Below are 20,224 nucleotides of genomic sequence, written 5' to 3'. Positions count from 1 at the left end.
CCGGCGCCGACGGACGGCGGAGCCGGTCGGACCCCGTCAGGAGGGCTGTACGGGCACCGGTTCGGTGTCGGCGAGGGGGCTCGCGTCGCGGCCGCGAAGGTCGGGATGCCACCGCTTGCCGACCGCCGGCACGAGGAAGCCCACGAAGGCGAGAGCGATGGCGGCCCAGAAGGCTCCGCTCGGGCCGTTCTCGTCGATGAGGAAGCCGGCGGCGGCCGACCCGAGCGCCGCCCCGATGAGCTGCCCCGTGCCGACCCACCCGTAGGCCTCGGCCGTGTCGCTGAACTTCACGCTCGAGGAGACGATGGCGAACAGCACGGCGAGAGCCGGAGCGATGCCGATCCCGGCGATGAAGAGGGTGACGGAGAGCCACCACTCGTTGAGGAAGAGGGAGGCGAGCGCCACCCCGGCGAAGACGATGAACATGCGGCGGGCGAGCGCCCACGGTCCGATCGGGACGTGTCCGAGCGCGAGGCCGCCTGCGAGGCTGCCGACGGAGAAGACGGCGAGCACGATTCCCGCCTCCAGGCCGTCGTGACCGAAGGTCGCGACGACGCCGGCCTCGATCGCCGAGCATGCGCCGATCAGGAGGAAGCCGACGATGGTCGCGAGGAGCACGGGCGGCTTCGCGAGCACCTTCCCGAGCTTCCGTCTGCTGCGCGGGATGCGCACGCGACCGACCTCGGGGGAGGCGATGAACCAGATGCCGCCGCCCACCATGATCGTGACCGCGAGCATGATGCCCCAGACGGTGCCGACCTGTGTGGAGACGAACGTCGTGATGACAGGACCGAGCACCCAGATGATCTCCTGTGCCGAGGCGTCGAGCGAGAAGAGGGGCGTGAGCTGCGACGAGGTCACCATCTTCGGATAGATCGTCCGAACGGCCGGCTGGATCGGGGGAGTGCTGATCCCCGCGAGGAAGCCCAGGACCATGTACAGGGGCACGGGGAGCGTGGCGAGGGCGATGGTGGTCACGACGACGACCGACACGCACAGGGTCGTGACGAGCACCTTGCGCATGCCCCACGAGCCCATCCAGCGGCTCGTGAGAGGTCCGGCGATGCCCTGCCCGATGCTCGTGGCGGCGAGCACGAGTCCGGCGGCACCGTACGAGCCGGTCACCTGCTCGATGTGGAGGAGGAAGGCCAGCGACAGCATGCCGAACGGGAAGCGCGCGACGAGTTGCGCACTGATGATCCGGGCGACGCCGGGGGCCGAGAGGAGGCTGCGGTAGCTGGACACAGGACACCAGTGTATGGGTCCGCGACACGCCGATGTCGTGGCTGCGCACGGTGGAATGTCGGTGGCTCGGAATACGTTTGATCCTGTGGAGAGAGGCCTCTCTCCGACCCCCGATTTTTCGCGCGGAATCGGCTCTTTTTCCCGTTCGGGGGACACACGACGATCGGTGGACAAATGCGTGGATAACTCGCGATTCCGGTGGATAACCCAGTGGAAAACTACACGCGTGTAACTACTAGCCCTTGGGGTGCAGACGTGGCCGCCTCACTAGATGTAGTATCGGAAGCCCGGTAGGAAACACCACATGATGTGGGCGGGACACGGCGGGAATCCATACGGAGAACCGCCCATTCCCCACACCGGCAGCCAACTTTTCACACGATCCGCTTTCGAGGAGAAAGGTCCCCATCATGGCGATCACCGTTTACACGAAGCCCTCCTGCGTCCAGTGCACGGCCACGTACCGCGCTCTCGACAGCAAGGGCATCGAATACGAGGTCTTGGACCTCTCCGCCGACGAGAACGCCCTCGAGGCCGTTAAGTCGCTCGGCTACCTGCAGGCCCCCGTCGTCATCGCCGACGAGGACCACTGGTCGGGCTTCCGTCCCGACAAGATCGAAGAGCTCGCTCAGCGTCTCGCGTAAGCGTCGTCCCGTATGAGCAGCGCCATCCGCGAAGCGGTGCCGCGTGATCTCACGGGGGGCGCCGCGACCACACGGCTCGTCTACTTCTCGAGCATCTCCGGCAACACCAAGCGGTTCATGGACAAGCTGGCCCTGCCGGCGAAACGGATCCCCCTCTTCGCGAAGGATCCGGCACTCACGGTGAACGAACCATACGTCCTCATCCTCCCGACCTACGGCGGGGGGATCGAGGGCGGGGCCGTCCCCAAGCAGGTCATCCGTTTCCTCAACGACCCACACAACCGTTCCCTCATCCGCGGGGTCATCGCGGCGGGGAACACCAATTTCGGCGAGGCCTACGGTCTGGCCGGAGACATCATCTCGGCCAAATGCCATGTGCCGAACCTCTATCGATTCGAAGTCTTCGGGACACCTGACGACGTCGAGAACGTCCACGACGGATTGGAAAAGTTTTGGAACAGACAATGACGGAGATCCCGGCGGTCCAGGGGATGGACTACCACTCCCTCAACGCGATGCTCAATCTCTACGGCCCGAACGGCGAGATCCAGTTCGACAAGGACCGCGAGGCGGCGAGGGAGTACTTCCTCCAGCACGTCAACCAGAACACGGTCTTCTTCCACACGCTCAAGGAGCGGCTCGACTACCTCGTGGAGAAGCAGTACTACGAGAAGGAGGTGCTCGACAAGTACCCCTTCGCGTTCATCGAGCAGCTCAACGATCTCGCGTACTCGAAGAAGTTCCGCTTCCAGACCTTCCTCGGCGCATTCAAGTACTACACGTCGTACACGCTCAAGACGTTCGACGGAAAGCGTTACCTCGAGCGCTTCGAGGACCGTGTGGTCATGACGGCCCTCGGCCTCGCCGACGGCGACCAGAAGCTCGCGACGAACCTCGTCGAGGAGATCATCTCGGGCCGTTTCCAGCCGGCCACCCCCACCTTCCTCAACTCGGGCAAGGCGCAGCGCGGCGAGCTCGTCAGCTGCTTCCTCCTCCGCATCGAGGACAACATGGAGTCGATCGCCCGTGGCATCAACTCGGCGCTGCAGCTCTCGAAGCGCGGCGGCGGCGTGGCCCTGTCGCTCTCCAACATCCGCGAGTCCGGCGCCCCGATCAAGCAGATCGAGAACCAGTCGTCCGGCATCATCCCCGTCATGAAGCTCCTCGAGGACTCCTTCAGCTACGCGAACCAGCTCGGTGCGCGTCAGGGCGCCGGCGCCGTCTACCTCTCGGCCCACCACCCCGACATCCTCCGCTTCCTCGACACCAAGCGCGAGAACGCCGACGAGAAGATCCGCATCAAGACCCTCTCGCTCGGTGTCGTCATCCCCGACATCACGTTCGAGCTCGCCAAGAAGGGCGAGGACATGTACCTCTTCTCGCCCTACGACGTCGAGCGCGTCTACGGCGTGCCCTTCGGTGACATCTCCGTCACGGAGAAGTACCAGGAGATGGTGGACGACGCCCGCATCAAGAAGACCAAGATCAAGGCCCGCGACTTCTTCCAGACCCTCGCGGAGATCCAGTTCGAGTCCGGCTACCCGTACATCGTGTACGAGGACACCGTGAACGGTGCGAACCCCATCAAGGGCCGTATCAACATGTCGAACCTCTGCTCGGAGATCCTGCAGGTCAACACGCCGACGACCTACAACGAGGACCTCTCGTACAAGGAGGTCGGCAAGGACATCTCCTGCAACCTCGGCTCGCTCAACATCGCGCTCACGATGGACTCGCCCGACTTCGGTCGCACCATCAACACCGCGATCCGCGGCCTCACCTCGGTCTCCGACCAGAGCCACATCACGTCCGTGCGCTCGATCGAGGACGGCAACGACAAGTCGCACGCCATCGGCCTCGGCCAGATGAACCTGCACGGCTACCTCGCTCGTGAGCGCATCCACTACGGCAGCGAAGAGGGCATCGACTTCACGAACATCTACTTCTACTCGGTGCTGTTCCACGCCCTGCGCGCGTCGAACGAGATCGCCATCGAGCGAGGGACGACGTTCGAGGGCTTCGAGGACTCCACGTATGCGTCCGGTGCGTTCTTCGACAAGTACATCGACCGTGCGTGGGAGCCGGAGACCGAGCGCGTCCGCGAGCTCTTCGCAACGGCCGGCGTCGCCGTGCCCACGCAGCAGGACTGGGTCGAGCTCAAGGCCTCCATCCAGGCCCACGGCATCTACAACCAGAACCTGCAGGCCGTGCCGCCCACTGGCTCCATCTCGTACATCAACAACTCGACGTCGTCGATCCACCCGATCGCGTCGAAGATCGAGATCCGCAAGGAAGGCAAGCTCGGTCGCGTGTACTACCCGGCGCCGTTCATGACGAACGACAACCTGGACTACTACACCGACGCCTACGAGATCGGTGCGGAGAAGATCATCGACACGTACGCGGCGGCGACGCAGCACGTGGACCAGGGCCTCTCGCTCACGCTGTTCTTCAAGGACACCGCGACGACGCGCGACATCAACAAGGCGCAGATCTACGCATGGCGCAAGGGCATCAAGACCATCTACTACATCCGTCTGCGCCAGCTCGCCCTCGAAGGCACCGAGGTCGAGGGCTGCGTCAGCTGCATGCTGTAGTCCCGACGCCGTCCATCCACCATCACCACCGAACTCCCGGAAAGAAGACCCCCCGTGGTTGACAAGCTCAAGCTCATCGATTCGGTCCAGGCCATCAACTGGAACCGCATCGAGGACGAGAAGGACGTCGAGGTGTGGAACCGCCTCGTGAACAACTTCTGGCTGCCCGAGAAGGTGCCGCTGTCGAACGACGTGCAGTCGTGGAACACGCTCACGCCGGACGAGCAGCAGTTGACGATGCGCGTGTTCACGGGGCTCACGCTCCTCGACACGCTGCAGGGCACCGTGGGTGCCGTGTCGCTCATCCCCGATGCGATCACGCCTCACGAGGAGGCCGTCTACACGAACATCGCGTTCATGGAGTCGGTGCACGCGAAGAGCTACTCCTCGATCTTCTCGACGCTCGCGTCGACGCGCGAGATCGACGACGCGTTCCGCTGGTCGACCGAGAATCCCAACCTTCAGAAGAAGGCCTCGATCGTCATGGAGTACTACCGCGGCGACGAGCCCCTCAAGCGGAAGGCCGCCTCGACACTGCTCGAGTCGTTCCTCTTCTACTCGGGCTTCTACCTGCCGATGTACTGGTCGAGCCGCGCCAAGCTCACCAACACGGCCGACATGATCCGCCTCATCATCCGTGACGAGGCCGTGCACGGCTACTACATCGGCTACAAGTTCCAGAAGGGGCTCGAGAAGCTCACGGAGTCGGAGCGACAGGACATCAAGGACTACACGTTCAGCCTCCTGTACGAGCTCTACGACAACGAGATCCAGTACACGCAGGACCTGTACGACGGCGTCGGCCTCACCGAGGACGTCAAGAAGTTCCTGCACTACAACGCGAACAAGGCCCTCATGAACCTCGGCTACGAGCCGATGTTCCCGAAAACCGTCACCGACGTGAACCCGGCGATCCTGTCGGCGCTCTCGCCCAACGCGGATGAGAACCACGACTTCTTCTCGGGGTCGGGTTCCTCCTACGTGATCGGCAAGGCCGTCAACACGGAAGACGAGGACTGGGACTTCTAGAACACGAAGGACCTCCGTATGCGCCGCGCGGTGCGGGCCGGCGTCTCCCTTCCCCCCGGAAGAGAGACCAGGGCCCGCACCGCGCGGCGTTTCATCGTGCGGCGCGGCAGGGAGCGCCCGCACGGATGAGGTGGCGGCAACGATAGGCACCCCCACCTCATATCGACTGATTCGGACCGGTCGGGGGCGCAGATTGCTCGCGCGCGACGCCCGGACGCAGTACTCTTCCTCCACCACGACCGTGGCGCACTGCTCTTTCACCGTCGAAACGAGCCGTCATGAAGATGTCACCCGTCCCACCAGCCTCTCCGCGCGTCAGCCTTCTGCGACGAGCATCGGAGACCCTGTTGTCGAGTCCGGGCGTCGACCCGCCGGAGGACAAGGCGAACATCGCCCTCGTGGTCGTGCACGGGATGGGTCGACAACGACGCGGCGAGACGCTCATGGAGTGGGCTGAGCCGCTCCTGCTCCGAATCGACCATCTCGTTCGTCGCGGACACGAGGACGACCCCGAATACGGCGTGGTCCTGACCCACGTGAGCATCACGGGCGATGGCGACTCGATGGTCCGTGCCCGGGTGACGTCGGATCGGGCGGGCGCGAAGACCACACGCTCGCTCAGGATCACCGAGGCACGGTGGTCGGAGTCCTTCCTCGCGATGAAGAACGCCGACGTCTTCAACTGGGGCGCGGGATTCGTCTGGAAGGCCCTCTGGCGGATGGCCCTCCACTTCTCGCGGACCGTCTTCCTCGCGCCCGTCACGGAGCTCGTGTCGAACACTCGCGCGCACGTTCCACCGGAGGACACGCGCAGCCACCGCCCCCTCGTCCTCCGCATCGCGAGTGCGCTCGCTCTCGTACCCGTCGTGCCGCTCACCGGTGCCATCGTGATCGCGATGGCCGTCGCCCTCGTCGTCGTCGGCCTCGTCGTGATGCTGGTCCTGCCCTTCCTCGGAGTGCTCCTCCTGATCCCGGCACTATCCGGGGTGTTGAAGCCCGTCGTCGAGATCCTCGTGGAGTTCGTCGGGGACGTCGGCGTCTGGCGGGAGAAGCCCGTGCGTGCCGCCGCGATGCGCGAGGTGGTGCACACCGAGATCGACGGCGCACGACGGGCCGTGCAGGGAATGGACGAGCCCGTCCTCGCCGTCCTCGCGCATTCGCAGGGTGCCGCCGTGACCGCACGGGTGCTGTTCGGCGAGTACGACCACTCGACCGCACCTCACGTGACCTCCTTCAGCACCGTCGGAGCCGCCGTCATGCTCCTGGGCAACACCCGATGGTCGAGCCGCTCGTCGAGCTCGTTCGTCCCGGTCACGGAGTGGTTGTCCCTCCCGATCCCTTTGACCTGGAACAACTATTGGGCGATCTGGGATCCGTTCTCCGCCGGTCCGATCGCCGACAGTGCCGCTGGGCGATTCGCTCGATGGCGTCAGACCTACGGCGAACCCCGAGACACGTCGGATCGCCCGAGGGGGCCGGCTGAACACCCGGTGCATTCGACGGCTCAGCCGCTCACGGACCATCAGAGCTACGCCGACAACGTCCTGCAGGTGGTCGACCCGATCGCACGAGAGCTGATCGGTGTCCCGGGGGAGGAGCCTCCGGAGCGACAGGCGTCGCTCAACAGGCGGCACGTCATGTCGGTCAAGTCGAAAGGGGTCATGACGCTGGCCGGCGTGGTGCTCGCCCTGACAGTAGCGCTCGCCCCCCTTGCTCAGCGCGGGGCTGCGCGAGCCGTCATCGCGATCGATGGTTGGATCTCCGGCGTCGTTGCGGGGGCTGCGGGGCTCGTCGGTCGTCCCGTGACGGCGGATCTGCCGCGAGAGATCCTCATCGCGGGCGGGCAACTCACCCCGCTCGGCGATCTCTCCGTCGCGGCGGCGATCGTGGCGGTCGTGACGCTCGTGGCCGAGCGTCTCCGCCGGAAGGTGAAGAAGGCGCTCGAATGGCAGGATGCGCCGGCTGCAGCCACGGAGTGGATCTGGATCGAGGGCGTCCTCCGATTCGGGCTCCTCGCCGCCACGGCCTCCCTCATCATCGCGCAACTCGTCGCCGTAGCGGGTGGAGGAGGCTGGGCGCTCGTTCTCGAGATCGCCGTGGCCGTGGCCGCGACCGCCGCGTTCATCTCCCCGTACGTCGCGCGCGTCCCGCGGGTGATCCCGGAGGAACGAGGCGACAGGACCGAGCCCAGAGTCTGAGCGGGCGGGCGGGCGGAGCCTGGACGGGTGAACGCCGGCGTGCGTGCAGCGGCCGTGGTGGTCGTCGCACCCATCCCCCCGGAAGGTGACGACGACCACCACGCCCGCCCACGCGCGTCAGCCGGCGGCGAGCACCACGTTCGGGTCGTGGCGCAGCCCCTCCCTGCTGACGAGTGAGTCGAAGTACCGGCGCTCCGCGGCGGTCGCGATCCGATCGGGCACGTAGACCACGCCGACAGCCCGGGGACCACCCGTGCGTCGTACGCTGTTCCACACCCGATTCAGTAGGCGATCCACGACACGCTCCGTCCTTCTCCGCATCCCCCTCGGATGCTCTCTCACTAGAGGAGATGCATCGAGGGGCGGATCATGACGGCGGTCCGTAGAACTTTTTCCGGGGCAGGCGCGACGAGTGATCGGCCGCGCTCAGGAGCCCTTCCGTCCGGCGGGAGCGGTGTTCAGGAGTCGAGGGCGGAGTGCTCGCCGAGGGAGTGCCACGTGCGGTTGTGATAGACGAGCGGCGCTCCGTGCTCCCGAGTGTCCGGTGCGGCGGAGGACTGGCTCGTCTCGAGCGCGTGCACCGCGATGATCGTGGAGTTGCCGGCCTCCATACGGTTGATGACACGACCGCGGATCCAGGTGCTGACACCGGAGAACACGGGCTCGCCCGTGGGAAGGCGCGACCAGGAGGAGGCGTCGGCGAAGCGGTCGACGCCGCTCGTCGCACCGAGTTTGGCGAGATCGAGACGGTCGGCATCCAGGATGTGCACGACGAGAGTCTCGGCGCTCGTGATCACGGGCGCCGCGGACGACGACGAGGAGATCGAGAAGACGAAGATGGGCGGCTCGGCGCTGACGGAGAACACCGACGTGGCCGTGAGGGCGGCGGGACCCGTGCCGGCGTCGGCCGTGATGAGCGACACCCCGGCGGCGTGGTGACGGAAGATGGCCTTGAACTCGTCGGGTCCGACGCCGTCGAAGGCGTGCCGGACGGCCGTCCTGTCGACCGCTGTCGGGTCGTGGCTCGGGGTTGCTGCGGGGTTCGTGACGGTCACCGTGGTTCCTCGGATCTCTGCTCTGCGTGGGACAACGCCCGGGGGCGCCGTCGCATTCCACCCTCGTCCCTTCTTCCGCCACGAGCAAGCGGGTTACCGACTGTGACGGACGTCCCCCCACCTAGTCTGGGGTGATGACGGTTCTCATCCAGGCACAGGAACTGCTCGCGATGCGGGAGTCGGGTGTCCCCGTCCGCCTGCTCGACGTGAGATGGCGGCTCGACCGACCGGACGGGCGCCGCGACTTCGAGTCCGGCCATCTCCCGGGAGCGGTCTTCGTGGACCTCGAGACGCAGCTCGCCGGGCACGGCGCCCCGACCGACGGACGTCATCCGCTTCCCGACCGCACGTCCCTCCAGGAGTCGGCGCGCTCATGGGGCCTCGACGACGGTGACACGGTCGTCGTCTACGACGACCTCGGGGGCATGTCGGCGGCGCGCGCGTGGTGGCTCCTGCGCCACCACGGCGTCTCGGACGTACGCATCCTGGACGGGGCGCTCGCGGCGTGGCGAGATGCCGGACTTCCGCTCGAGACCGGCCCGTCCGCACCGCCTCGCGGCACGATCGCACTGATGACCGGCGATACGGACGACGTGCTGCACATCGACGATGCGGCGGCTCTGGCCTCGTCCGGCGTCCTGCTCGATGCGCGGGCGGGGGAGCGGTACGCGGGAGACGTCGAACCTGTGGATCCGCGGGCCGGTCACATCCCGGGTGCTGTGAGCGCGCCGACCGCCGGGAACCTCGCGGCCGACGGGAGATTCCGCACACCGGAGGAGCTCCGCGAGCGCTTCGCCTCCCTCGGAGCGGGACAGGGCGCACCCGTCGGCGTCTACTGCGGCTCCGGCGTCACCGCCGCCCACACCGTCGCAGCGCTCGCGGTCGCGGGCATCGACGCGCGCCTCTTCCCGGGTTCCTGGAGCGCCTGGTCGAACCACCCGGACCGCCCCGTCGCCATCGGCGCCATGCCCTGACGCGTCGCACGCCTGACGCGTCGCACGCCTGACGCGTCGCACCCGTTCAGCCGGCGAGGACCTTGGTGATCCGCTGGAGCGAGACCGATTCCGACGTGCCGAGCTGGGTCGCGAACAGGCTCACGCGGTATTCCTCGAGCATCCACCGGGCGTGGACGAGCTTCTCGGGCCCGTGGGGATCGATCGGTATCGTGCCGCCCGCTGCCGTGAACCGCTCGAACGCGGTCTGGTACTCCGTCATCCATGCGCGATCGCGATGCGGATTGTCCGCGAGCTTCTCCGCTCGGGCGCGCACGCCGCCGATGTAACGGGGGAGATGCTGCAGGCGCGCGAGTCCCGTCGTCCCGACGAAGCCAGGGCCCGTGAGGGAGTCGAGCTGCGCGCGGGCGTCGGCCACCTGCGCGATCACGGCCATTCCCGTCGCATCCTTGAGGGCCTTGTCGGCCGCGCGGACCGCCAGGAGGATCCGGGCAACGAGCGAGACGGTGTCGAACATCGTGTTCATGACGGCGGCCGACACTCGGTCGCGGATCGCCTCGTACTGCCCCCGCAGGAACACCGTCCCGTCGGGGCTCACCCGGTAGAGCACGTCGTCGATGCAGGCCATGAGGCAGTCGTCGAAGAGCGCGTTCGTGGAGGGGTAGCGACTCGTGGCGAGTGCGAGCTTCTCGTTCTGCGTGAGGTGCTGCTGCACGTACGAGGCCGGGGAGGGGACGGCGAGCCGAAGCAGCCGGCGGACCCCCGCCGGCAGGGTGCGCGCCTGTTCCTCGGGCGTCGCCACGATCGCGATGGAGACGGAGTCGCCGTCGTCGCGCAGCGTGGGATAGCCGCGGACCACCCCGCCGCCCTGCTTCACGTCGATGAAACGGGGCAGCTCGTCGATGTCCCACGTGGTGAGCCCGCGTCGCTCGATCGCGTGCGGGCTCGACTCCGCGACGGTGGCGACGGAGCGGCTCGAGCGCGACGCCAGTCGCTCCTGGAGCCGGGCGAGGTCACGGCCCGTCGCGACCTCCCGGCCGCGTTCGTCGACGACCCGGAAGTTCATCTTCAGGTGGTCGGGAACGCGCGCCACGTCGAAGTCGCTCGGCTCGATCGCCATGTATGACAACCGCTTGATCGACATCGCGAGACGAGCGGCGAGGGTGTCGGCGTTGGTGGTGGGCGCGGCGTCCGGGTGGTCGGGGAGGTCGGCGAGCAGCTTCTCGGCCCAGTCCGCCGCGGGGACGACGTTGCGTCGGATCGCCTTCGGGAGCGACTTGATCATCGCCGTGACGAGGTCTTTCCGGAACCCTGCGACCTGCCAGTCGAAACCGGCGGGGGAGAGCCTCGGGAGGAGCGCGAGCGGCACCTGCACGGTCACGCCGTCGTCGTCGGACCCCGGATCGAAGCGGTACCGCAGGCGGAGCTTCTGGTCGCCCTGTCGCCACGTGGGCGGGAACAGGGACTCGTCGACCTCGGCGACCTCCTCTTCGGGGAGGAGATCCGCCCGGGTCATGGTGAGCAGATCCGGAGTCTTCGCCCGTGTCTGCCGCCACCAGCCCTCGAAATCGCGCGTCGATGCGACGTCGGCAGGGATGCGGGCGTCGTAGAAGTCGAAGACGGCCTCGTCGTCGACGAGGATGTCGCGGCGACGGGTGCGCTCCTCGAGCTGCTCGAGCTCGCGGCGGAGTGCCTTGTTCGCGCGGTCGAACGACTGCGGCGACTCCCACTCGCCCTCGACGAGCGCGTGACGGATGAAGAGCTCACGGCTGAGCTCCGGGTCGATCCGCTTGTACTGCACGCGTCGCTTGGGCACGATCGGCACTCCGTAGAGGGTCACCTTCTCGTAGGCGACGACGGCGCCCTGCTTCTTCTCCCAGTGCGGCTCGGAGTAGCTGCGCTTGCAGAGGTCGCCGGCTATCTGCTCGGCCCACGCCGGGTCGATCGACGCGTTGTTGCGGGCGAACAGCCGAGAGGTCTCGACGAGCTCGGCGCTCATGACGGCGTTCGGCTGCTTCTTGGCGAGGGTCGAGCCGGGGAAGATGACGAAGCGCATGCCGCGTGCGCCGACGTAGTCGCCCTTCTTGGGCGGTCCCGGCGTCTTGCGGTCGCGGTTGCCCGACGGCTTCGTCGCCGCGGCGGCGGCCTGGTCCTTGACGCCGATGTGGGAGAGGAGCCCGGAAAGGAGGGAACGGTGGATGCCGTCCGGGTTGACGGCGGGTTCGCCGACCGTGAGGCGGAGGGGCTTCGCGAGCCGCTTGAGCTGGCGGTAGACGTCCTGCCACTCGCGCACCCGCATGTAGTTGAGGAACTCCGAGCGGCACAAGCGCCGGAAAGCACTCGACGACAGTTCGTGCTGCTTCTCCTCCAGGTGGTTCCAGAGGTTCAGGAGGGTGAGGAAGTCGCTCGTGGGGTCGGCGAACCGGGCGTGCAGTTCGTCGGCGCGACCGCGCTGCTCGAGCGGTCGCTCCCGCGGGTCCTGGATGGTGAGCGCTGCGACGATCGCGAGGACCTCGCGTGTCGTGTTCCAGCGGCGCGACTCCACGATCATCCGGGCGAATCGGGGATCGATGGGGAGCCGTGCGAGGTCGCGACCCGTGCGGGTGAGGGCCGGCGACGACGAGCGCGGGTCCTTCAGCGCGCCGAGTTCGGCGAGGAGGTCGAGACCGTCGCGGACGCCCCGGGTGTCCGGCGGCTGGAGGAAGGGGAATTCCTGGATGTCGCCCAGACCGAGCGACACCATCTGCAGGATGACGGCTGCGAGCCCGGTCCGGAGGATCTCGGGTTCGGTGTACTCGGGGCGGCGCTCGAAGTCCTCCTCCGAGTAGAGGCGGATCGCGATTCCCGCGCTCGTGCGACCGGCGCGGCCCGAGCGCTGCCGCGCCGACGCCTGCGAGATCGCCTCGATCGGGAGACGCTGCACCTTCGACCGCGTGCTGTAGCGCGAGATGCGCGCAGTCCCCGCATCGATGACGTAGCGGATGCCGGGAACGGTGAGGCTCGTCTCCGCGACGTTCGTGGCGAGCACGACGCGACGCCGCACCCCCGCGACGGTGGACGGGCGGAACACGCGATGCTGCTCGTCGGAACTCAGACGTCCGTAGAGGGGCAGGATCTCGGTGACGCCGCCACGTTCTCCGGTGTACTTCGCGCGGAGGGCGTCAGCGGCGTCGCGGATCTCGGCCTCGCCGGAGAGGAACACGAGCACGTCGCCCGAGCTCTCGCGGGCCAGCTCGTCGAGCGCGTCGGAGATGCCCTCGATGTAGTTGCGGTCGTCCGTCGGGGCGTCGTCGTCCTCGTCGTCCGTGTCTGCGCCCGTCTCGGCGACGAGGGGGCGGTATCGCACCTCGACGGGATAGGTTCGGCCGGAGACCTCCACGATGGGGGCGTCGCCGAAGTGCTTCGAGAAGCTCTGCGGATCGATCGTCGCCGACGTGATGACGATCTTGAGGTCGGGGCGCTGGGGGAGGAGCTGCTTGAGGTAGCCGAGGAGGAAGTCGATCGTGAGGCTGCGTTCGTGCGCCTCGTCGATGATGATCGTGTCGTAGCGGCGCAGGAGCCGGTCGCGCTGCATCTCGGCGAGCAGGATGCCGTCCGTCATGAGCTTGATCTTCGTGTCGGACGACACGGTGTCGGTGAAGCGCACCTGGTACCCGACGAGACCGCCGAGCTCCGTGCCGAGCTCGTCCGAGATGCGCTCGGCGATCGTGCGGGCGGCGATGCGTCGTGGCTGCGTGTGGCCGATGCTCTCCCGGCCGAGTTCGAGGCAGATCTTCGGCAGCTGCGTCGTCTTCCCCGAGCCCGTCTCGCCGGCGACGATGACGACCTGGTTGTCCCGGATCGCCGCCGCGATGTCGTCGCGCATGGCGCTGACGGGCAGCTCGGGGGGATAGACGATCGCGGGAAGCATAGCCCTCCATCGTACGGCCAGTGACGGGAGGGACGGCCGCCGGTCGACGTCCACAAACTCATTGACTGAGCAGAGTGGTTTGCGATACAAAGTAAACATGACAGATCGACACGACCCAGCAGCCGCGTCACCAGACCATGACGACGACGCGCCGATGACCCCGGCGGAGATGCTCGCCCTCTCGCGTCGCCAGGAGGACCGCGTCGAGGACTTCTTCCAGATGCCGACGACGATCATCGTGCTCACCTGGGGAGTCGCATGGACCGTGGGTTTCCTCGCCCTCTGGTCGGCGTCGGATGCCAGCCCGATCGCAGTGCCGGCGGGACCGGCCGGCGCGGTCTTCGTGATCCTGATGGTCGCCGGAATCATCATCTCGGGGGTCGTCGGTATGCGGACCGGCGCTGGAGTGAAGGGGCCGCAACAGGTGCAGGCGAGGATCTACGGGATCACCTGGGCGCTCGGCTGCCTGGCTGTCCCGATGCTCGCCGGTGCACTGTTCCGTGCCGGCATGTCGGCTGAGGTGGCCGCGCTCTACTTCCCGGCGGGTTACTGCATCGTCGTCGGCATCCTGTACCTCTTCGGCGCAGCCCTCTTCTCCGACCGCTCGATGATCGTCGTCGGAGGGTGGATCCTGTCCATCGGGATCGTCGCACCCTATTTCGGCACGCCGGGCAACTACCTCGTCATGGCGCTCGCGGGGGGAGGGGCGTTCCTGGTCTACGGAATCGTGCTCCTCGTGGCTCGCGCCCGGCGGTCTGCGGGAGCGCGGAACCGTGGCTGAGCTCGACCCCGTCATCCACGCCCAGGCCCGATTGCGCATCATGTCGACGCTCGCGGCCCTCGGTGCGGAGGCCCAGGTGAGCTTCCCGCGGCTCCAGCAGCTCCTCGACATGACCGCAGGCAATCTCTCCACCCACCTCCGCAAGCTCGAGGACGCGGGATACGTGACCGTCACCAAGACTCACAACGACCGAACGCCCGCCACGTATGCGGCGCTCAGTGCTCCCGGCCGTCGAGCGTTCGAGGACTACATGACGGCGCTTCGCGCGCTGCTGGGAGAAGGATCGTGACCATCGCAGACACACCACCGCTCGCACGGCTCACGGACGTCACTCGCAGGTTCGGAGAGGTCACGGCCCTCGACCACGTCTCGCTCGATATCGCGCCCGGGTCGATCGTCGGTCTTCTGGGGCCGAACGGCGCCGGCAAGTCGACGCTCCTCTCGCTGCTCGACGGGACGCGCCGGCCCACGACCGGCACCGTCGAGCTCTTCGGGCGCGCCCCCGGCGACCCTCGCGCCCGGCAGCGACTCGGATGCACACCGCAGGAGACCGGTCTCCCGGACACTCTGCGCGTCGGGGAGGTGCTCGACTTCGTCGCGGCCCATTTCGACGACGCGGCCGATCGCACGACGATCGCGGCCGAGTTCGGGCTCGACCCGTTGCTCCGCATGCAGACCGGGGCTCTCTCGGGCGGTCAGAAGCGCAGACTCGCGGTGGCTCTCGCGTTCATCGGCAATCCTCGACTCGTCCTCCTCGACGAACCGACGACCGGTCTCGACGTCGAGGCCCGCCACACGCTGTGGGACGCCCTCCGTCGGCAGCATGAGCGCGGGGCGACGATCGTCGTGACGAGCCATTACCTCGAGGAGATCGAGGCGCTCGCCGAGCGGGTCATCGTGATCGGTCGGGGACGTGTACTCGCGGACGACGACCTCGCCGGGGTCCTCGGACGCGTCGGGCTCCGGTGCGTCACCCTCGATGGTGTCGATGCGGCCGTCGTCGAACGCATGGACGGCGTGGTGCGCATCGATGTCGATGGCAGGGGTCTCACGGCATGGGTGCGCGACTCCGACGCGTTCGTGCGCTCCCTGGTCGCCTCAGCCGCCCCGTTCGACGGACTGGCCGTCCGCCGCGCGAGCCTCGAGGAGGCCTTCACGACCCTCACGGCCGACGACGAACGGATGAGCGCATGACCACCATCTCTCCTCGGGCCGTCGACTCGGCGCGGAAGCCCGACGGACTCCGGGCGCCGGTGTCGCTCCGGCGCACCGTACGGCTCTCCCTCGTGCACGCGCGCTTCAACCTCCTCGAGACGATCCGCGTACCGATCGCCGTGATCGGATCGCTCGTCTTCCCCGCCCTCGCGCTCCTCTTCTTCGTCGTTCCGCAGCGCGCGGTGGCCGACGACCCGCTCTTCGCGACCCAGGCCATCATCTCCCTGGCGGTCTTCGCCGTCATGTCGAACGGTCTCTTCGGGTTCGGCATCAGCATCGCCGAGAACCGCGAGAAGCCCTGGGATCCGTACCTCCGCACCCTGCCGGCGCCGGGCATCGTCCGGGTCGCCGGGCTCGTGCTCGCCACGGGAACCCTCGGTCTGGTGGCGATCGTGCCGCTCGTCGTCATCGGAGCGCTTCTCACGGCGGCCGAGGCATCGATCGGTCACATCGTCCTGGGATTCGTCATGCTCGCCGTCTCGGGGCTGCCGTCGATGTTCCTCGGGATGGCCATCGGTCTGTCCTTCCCGTCGAAAGCGGCGATCGCCGTGGTGCAGGTCGCGATGTTCGCCCTCGCCTTCGGTGGAGGACTGTTCCTGCCACCCGTGATGTTCCCGGGGTGGCTCGACACCGTGACGCGGTTCCTTCCGACGCGTCAGGCGCGTGAACTCGTCATCTGGGCCGTTCAGGGTGGCGCTCTCGAATGGTGGGCGCCCGTCGGTGCGATCGTCTCCGCGGGCGTCCTCCTCGCGCTCGTGCTCCTCCTCCTGCGGCGTGACCAGGGACGTCGGTTCCGCTGACGGCCACGAACTTTCAGCGCTCGGCGAAACGGAGCGCAACCCGTCCAGTGTTGTCGGCGGCGGTCAGTAGCGTTGAGGTCATGACTGTTCCCACCATCCAGCTCAATTCCGGCTACTCCATCCCGCAGCTCGGCTTCGGCGTCTTCAAGGTCGACCCGGCCGAGACGGAGCGCATCGTCACCGACGCCCTCGAGGCCGGCTACCGCCACATCGACACCGCCGCCATCTACGGCAACGAGGAGGGCGTGGGTCGCGCCATCGCCAAGAGCGGCATCCCGCGCGACGAGCTCTTCATCACGACGAAGCTGTGGAACGACGACCAGGGCACCGAGTCCGCGCACGCCGCGATCGACCGCAGCCTCGAGAAGCTCGGACTCGACAGCGTCGACCTCTACCTCATCCACTGGCCCACGCCGAAGAAGGACCGCTACGTGGAGTCCTGGCACGCGCTCGAGCAGATCGCCGCCGATGGCAAGACCCGCTCGATCGGTGTCTCGAACTTCCTCGTGCCGCACCTCGAGCGCATCATCGCCGAGGGGGGCACCGTGCCGGCCGTGAACCAGATCGAGCTGCACCCCGCATACCAGCAGCGCGACGTCACCGTGTTCAGCCGGGCCAATGGCATCCACATCGAGGCATGGGGCCCGCTCGGCCAGGGCAAGTACCCCCTCTTCGACGAGGAGCCCGTTGCGGCCGCAGCGGCGGCGCACGGTGTCACGCCGGCGCAGGCCGTGCTCAAGTGGCACCTGCAGATCGGCAACATCGTGTTCCCGAAGTCGAACTCGGCCGAGCGGATCCGCGAGAACCTCGACCTCTTCGGGTTCGAGCTCACGGCTGACGAGATCAACGCGATCTCGGGTCTCGAGCGCGGCGGTCGCGTCAGCGCCCACCCGGACGAGGTCAACTGAGCCGAGAGCCCACGACACGACGAGCGGAGCAGACGATGAGCGGAACGGCGACGGCCACGGTGTGGGACGAGAACGACGACACGTCCGGTGAGAGCCGTGTCGACGCGTTCGAACGCGCCTGGAACGCGTGGCACCGGGCGCGCCTGCGGGCCACTCTGTCTCCACTCGGCATCGCGTCTCTCACCGCCACTCACTGGCTCACCGGGGAGCCGCAGCGGCTCCCCGGTGTCCCCGGCGAGTGGTGGGCGGACATCGACAGTGTCGTCGGGCAGGGGAACGAGCTCGACGGACTGCCCGTGTTGCGTGACGGCGATGAGGTCGGTGTGGTCACGGGCGACACCGTGCGATTGTCGGCGGGTGGCGAGGTGGCGGCCGGCGAGCGCCGGTTGCGCTTCTTCGATCGAGACGGCTCGCTCGCCCTCCGTGTCATCGATCCGGATGCACCCGTGCGGCTGTCGACGGCCGACATCGGGTACTTCGCCCCCGACGAGCGCTGGGTCGTCGACGGCCGCTTCACTCCGGCGGATCCAGCCGCCACGTTCTCCGTCACGGCGATCGACGGGTACGTCGGCGAGGAACGCCTCGCCGGTACCGTCGAGTTCGCTCTCGGTGACGAGCCCGTCTCCCTCACCGTCACGGGTGGGCCGTCCGGGCTCCGCGCCGTGATCGCCGACGGCACGAGTGGGACGGAGAGCTACAGGTTCCGATTCCTCGGCATGCCGGCTCCTGGCGCCGACGGTGTCGTCCGCGTCGACTTCAACCGTGCGTACCTCCCGCCGTGCGCCTTCAGTGACGAGTACGTCTGCCCGCTGCCTCCGCCGAACAACCGCTTCGCGACACCGGTGCGGGCGGGGGAGACGGCGCTCGTACCCGTGTCGGCCGACGGCTCGGCCGACGATTCCGGCGTACCGGCGGCGGGCGCCTGAGCGTGCCCTCGCGCCTCGCGGACACCGTGAGTCCTTACCTTCTCGCCCATGCCGACAACCCCGTCGACTGGTGGCCGTGGGGTGAGGAGGCCTTCGCGGAGGCGAGGAGGCGCGACGTACCCGTCTTCATCTCGATCGGGTACGCCACGTGCCACTGGTGTCACGTCATGGCGCGCGAGAGCTTCTCCGATCCCGAGATAGCGCAGCTCCTTGGAGACGCCGTCGTCAGCATCAAGGTCGACCGGGAGGAGCACCCGGGAGTCGACGCCGCATTCCTGGCGAGCGCGAGCGCCTTCACCCCGAACCTCGGCTGGCCGCTCTCCGTCTTCGCCACTCCCGACGGCGAGGTCTTCTTCGCCGGCACCTACTTCCCACCCGTCGACGTCCAGGGGCATCCGGCCTTCCGGCGCGTGGTCGCCGCGGTCGTCGACGCATGGACCCATCGACGCGACCAGGCGCTCGCGACCGGCGCGGCTGTCGCCAGCGCCGTCAGGTCATCGCTTCCCGCGGTCGACGGACCGGCCGCCCCTCCGGGTCGATCCGCGATCCACGACGCCGTCGAGACGCTCCGAGCGGGCGAGGACCGCGAGCACGGGGGCTTCGGCGGGGCGCCGAAGTTCCCGGTCGCTCCGTCCCTCCAGTTCCTCCTCGACGCCGGCGCCGACGACCTCGCAGCGCGCACGCTCCGTCGCATGGCCACGTCCGACCTCCGCGATCCGGTGGAGGGTGGCTTCTTCCGTTATGCGACCAACGCCGACTGGTCGGTGCCCCACTACGAGCGGATGCTTTACGACAACGCGCTCCTCCTCGATGCGTACACGACGGCGTGGACTCACGACCGGTCGCGTGCCTGGGCTGCGGAGACCGCCGCCGGAATCGTCCGGTTCCTCCTCGAGACCCTGCGTATTCCGGGCGGCTTCGCGAGCGCCCAGGATTCGGAGAGCACGGTGCGCGGAGAACGCTCCGAAGGGGGCTACTACGCGCTGGACGCCGCCGGGCGGGCCCAGGAGAACCCACCGGCGCTCGACCGCAAGGTGCTGACCGGCTGGAACGGCCTCGCGATCGCGGCCCTCGCCCGTGCCGGTGTGGCGTTCGGTGTCGACGCGTGGATCGAGGCCGCCGTCGACGTGAGCGACACCATTCTCGACGCCCACGTCCGGTCCGACGGGTCGCTCGTCAGGGCCTCGCTCGACGGGCGCGCGTCCACCGCCGTCGCCGCGCTCGAAGACCACGGGATGCTGGCCTCCGCGCTCCTGGCCACGGGGTTCGCCGCTGACCGACCGGATCTCGTCATGGCGGGCCGCTCCGTGCTCGATGCGGTCCTCGTCGAGGACGGAGAATTCCGCGAACCCGGGGGAGGCGACCCGGTGCTCGTCGCCCGAGGACTCGCGCTCGCCGGAGACCCGTCGGAGGGGGCATACCCCTCCGGCCGGAGCGCCTGCGCCGAGGCTGCTTTCGACCTCCACCTGCTCACGGGGGAGCGGCGCTATCGCGAGGCTGCGGAGCGCGCCGCCTCTGCGGTCGCCGCTCTCGCCTCGGCATCGCCCGTCTCGTTCGGCAGCTCGCTCCGTCTGGCAGGGAGGCTCGCCGACGAGACTGTGCAACTCGTCGTCGTGCGTCCCGACGGCGTCGATCGTCGAGCCGACCCGATGTCGCAGCCGACCGTCGTCGGCGGGAGACCTGCGTTGTCAGTCGCCGTGTCGGTCTCGGCGAGCACGGCCCGCGAACTCGCGGAAGGCGGTTTCGACCTCTTCGCGGCGCGCGAGGCCGTGGGAGGAGCGTCCACCGCGTACGTCTGCCGCGACTTCGTCTGCCGCCTGCCCATCACGGATCCTCAGCGGCTCGAGGCCGCGCTCGCCGACGGGGATTCGCTCGACCACGCGTGATCGATCAGGGGTCCAGGGTGAATCCCGACGTGAAAGATCCTCGCCCGCGTTCGCGACCGCTCGGGAGCGGAACCGGC

The 20,224-nt window shown here is 68.0% G+C and carries 17 protein-coding genes; 13 read left to right on the top strand and 4 right to left on the bottom strand.

What is annotated here, in order from left to right:
- Positions 1-36: 36 nt before the first annotated feature.
- A complete protein-coding gene (locus CLV49_RS00330) occupies positions 37-1,245 on the bottom strand; it encodes an MFS transporter (protein ID WP_106561747.1) in 1,209 nt (402 codons plus the stop codon).
- A 410-nt stretch (positions 1,246-1,655) separates the two neighbouring features.
- On the opposite strand from CLV49_RS00330, the gene nrdH reads away from it, so the two are divergent.
- The 5 genes from nrdH (at position 1,656) to CLV49_RS00305 (ending at position 7,713) form a co-directional block, all read left to right on the top strand.
- Positions 1,656-1,889, top strand: a complete 234-nt coding sequence (gene nrdH, locus CLV49_RS00325) for a glutaredoxin-like protein NrdH (protein ID WP_106561746.1) — start codon at positions 1,656-1,658, stop codon at positions 1,887-1,889.
- A gap of 12 nt (positions 1,890-1,901) precedes the next feature.
- Positions 1,902-2,357: a class Ib ribonucleoside-diphosphate reductase assembly flavoprotein NrdI gene (nrdI, locus tag CLV49_RS00320; RefSeq protein WP_106561745.1), complete on the top strand. Its 456-nt coding sequence runs from the start codon at positions 1,902-1,904 to the stop codon at positions 2,355-2,357.
- Positions 2,354-4,486, top strand: coding sequence for a class 1b ribonucleoside-diphosphate reductase subunit alpha (nrdE, locus tag CLV49_RS00315; RefSeq protein WP_106561744.1), 2,133 nt, complete (start codon positions 2,354-2,356; stop codon positions 4,484-4,486). The genes nrdI and nrdE overlap by 4 nt, the downstream gene beginning before the upstream one ends.
- A gap of 54 nt (positions 4,487-4,540) precedes the next feature.
- Positions 4,541-5,515 (top strand): class 1b ribonucleoside-diphosphate reductase subunit beta, encoded by a 975-nt coding sequence (nrdF, locus tag CLV49_RS00310; protein ID WP_106561743.1) that lies wholly within the window; start codon positions 4,541-4,543, stop codon positions 5,513-5,515.
- Positions 5,516-5,793: 278 nt separating this feature from the next.
- A complete protein-coding gene (locus CLV49_RS00305; RefSeq protein ID WP_127054199.1) occupies positions 5,794-7,713 on the top strand; it encodes a hypothetical protein in 1,920 nt (639 codons plus the stop codon).
- A gap of 117 nt (positions 7,714-7,830) precedes the next feature.
- Here CLV49_RS00305 and CLV49_RS18090 read toward each other — a convergent pair whose 3' ends face one another.
- On the bottom strand, positions 7,831-8,010 hold the full coding sequence (locus CLV49_RS18090; RefSeq protein ID WP_127054201.1) for a hypothetical protein: 180 nt from the start codon (positions 8,008-8,010) through the stop codon (positions 7,831-7,833).
- A 161-nt stretch (positions 8,011-8,171) separates the two neighbouring features.
- Positions 8,172-8,768 (bottom strand): flavin reductase family protein, encoded by a 597-nt coding sequence (locus tag CLV49_RS00300; RefSeq protein ID WP_106561741.1) that lies wholly within the window; start codon positions 8,766-8,768, stop codon positions 8,172-8,174.
- A 134-nt stretch (positions 8,769-8,902) separates the two neighbouring features.
- Between CLV49_RS00300 and CLV49_RS00295 the strand changes: the two genes are divergently transcribed.
- Positions 8,903-9,742 (top strand): sulfurtransferase, encoded by an 840-nt coding sequence (locus CLV49_RS00295; RefSeq protein WP_106561740.1) that lies wholly within the window; start codon positions 8,903-8,905, stop codon positions 9,740-9,742.
- Between the two features lie 46 nt (positions 9,743-9,788).
- Here the strand turns inward: CLV49_RS00295 and hrpA are convergent, their stop codons facing one another.
- Positions 9,789-13,631: an ATP-dependent RNA helicase HrpA gene (hrpA, locus tag CLV49_RS00290; RefSeq protein WP_106561739.1), complete on the bottom strand. Its 3,843-nt coding sequence runs from the start codon at positions 13,629-13,631 to the stop codon at positions 9,789-9,791.
- A 97-nt stretch (positions 13,632-13,728) separates the two neighbouring features.
- Between hrpA and CLV49_RS00285 the strand changes: the two genes are divergently transcribed.
- From CLV49_RS00285 to CLV49_RS00255, 7 genes are all read left to right on the top strand, one after another.
- On the top strand, positions 13,729-14,412 hold the full coding sequence (locus tag CLV49_RS00285) for a hypothetical protein (protein WP_127054203.1): 684 nt from the start codon (positions 13,729-13,731) through the stop codon (positions 14,410-14,412).
- A complete protein-coding gene (locus tag CLV49_RS00280) occupies positions 14,405-14,701 on the top strand; it encodes a transcriptional regulator (protein ID WP_106561737.1) in 297 nt (98 codons plus the stop codon). The genes CLV49_RS00285 and CLV49_RS00280 overlap by 8 nt, the downstream gene beginning before the upstream one ends.
- The gene (locus CLV49_RS00275) at positions 14,698-15,606 is read left to right on the top strand and encodes an ABC transporter ATP-binding protein (protein WP_424977973.1); all 909 of its coding nucleotides are present in this window, start codon (positions 14,698-14,700) and stop codon (positions 15,604-15,606) included. Before CLV49_RS00280 ends, CLV49_RS00275 begins: the two co-directional genes overlap by 4 nt.
- Entirely contained in the window at positions 15,603-16,427 is an 825-nt protein-coding gene (locus CLV49_RS00270) for an ABC transporter permease (RefSeq protein WP_106561736.1), read from the top strand. Before CLV49_RS00275 ends, CLV49_RS00270 begins: the two co-directional genes overlap by 4 nt.
- 80 nt (positions 16,428-16,507) lie before the next feature.
- Entirely contained in the window at positions 16,508-17,335 is an 828-nt protein-coding gene (locus tag CLV49_RS00265) for an aldo/keto reductase (protein ID WP_106561735.1), read from the top strand.
- Between the two features lie 35 nt (positions 17,336-17,370).
- The gene (locus CLV49_RS00260; RefSeq protein WP_106561734.1) at positions 17,371-18,261 is read left to right on the top strand and encodes a DUF1684 domain-containing protein; all 891 of its coding nucleotides are present in this window, start codon (positions 17,371-17,373) and stop codon (positions 18,259-18,261) included.
- Between the two features lie 2 nt (positions 18,262-18,263).
- Entirely contained in the window at positions 18,264-20,147 is a 1,884-nt protein-coding gene (locus tag CLV49_RS00255) for a thioredoxin domain-containing protein (RefSeq protein ID WP_106561733.1), read from the top strand.
- Positions 20,148-20,224 lie beyond the last annotated feature (77 nt).

This window comes from Labedella gwakjiensis (assembly GCF_003014675.1).
In the GTDB taxonomy this organism is placed as follows: Bacteria; Actinomycetota; Actinomycetes; order Actinomycetales; family Microbacteriaceae; genus Labedella; species Labedella gwakjiensis.
Note: the sequence above shows the minus strand (reverse complement) of the source record. Positions and strands in the feature narration are given on the sequence as shown.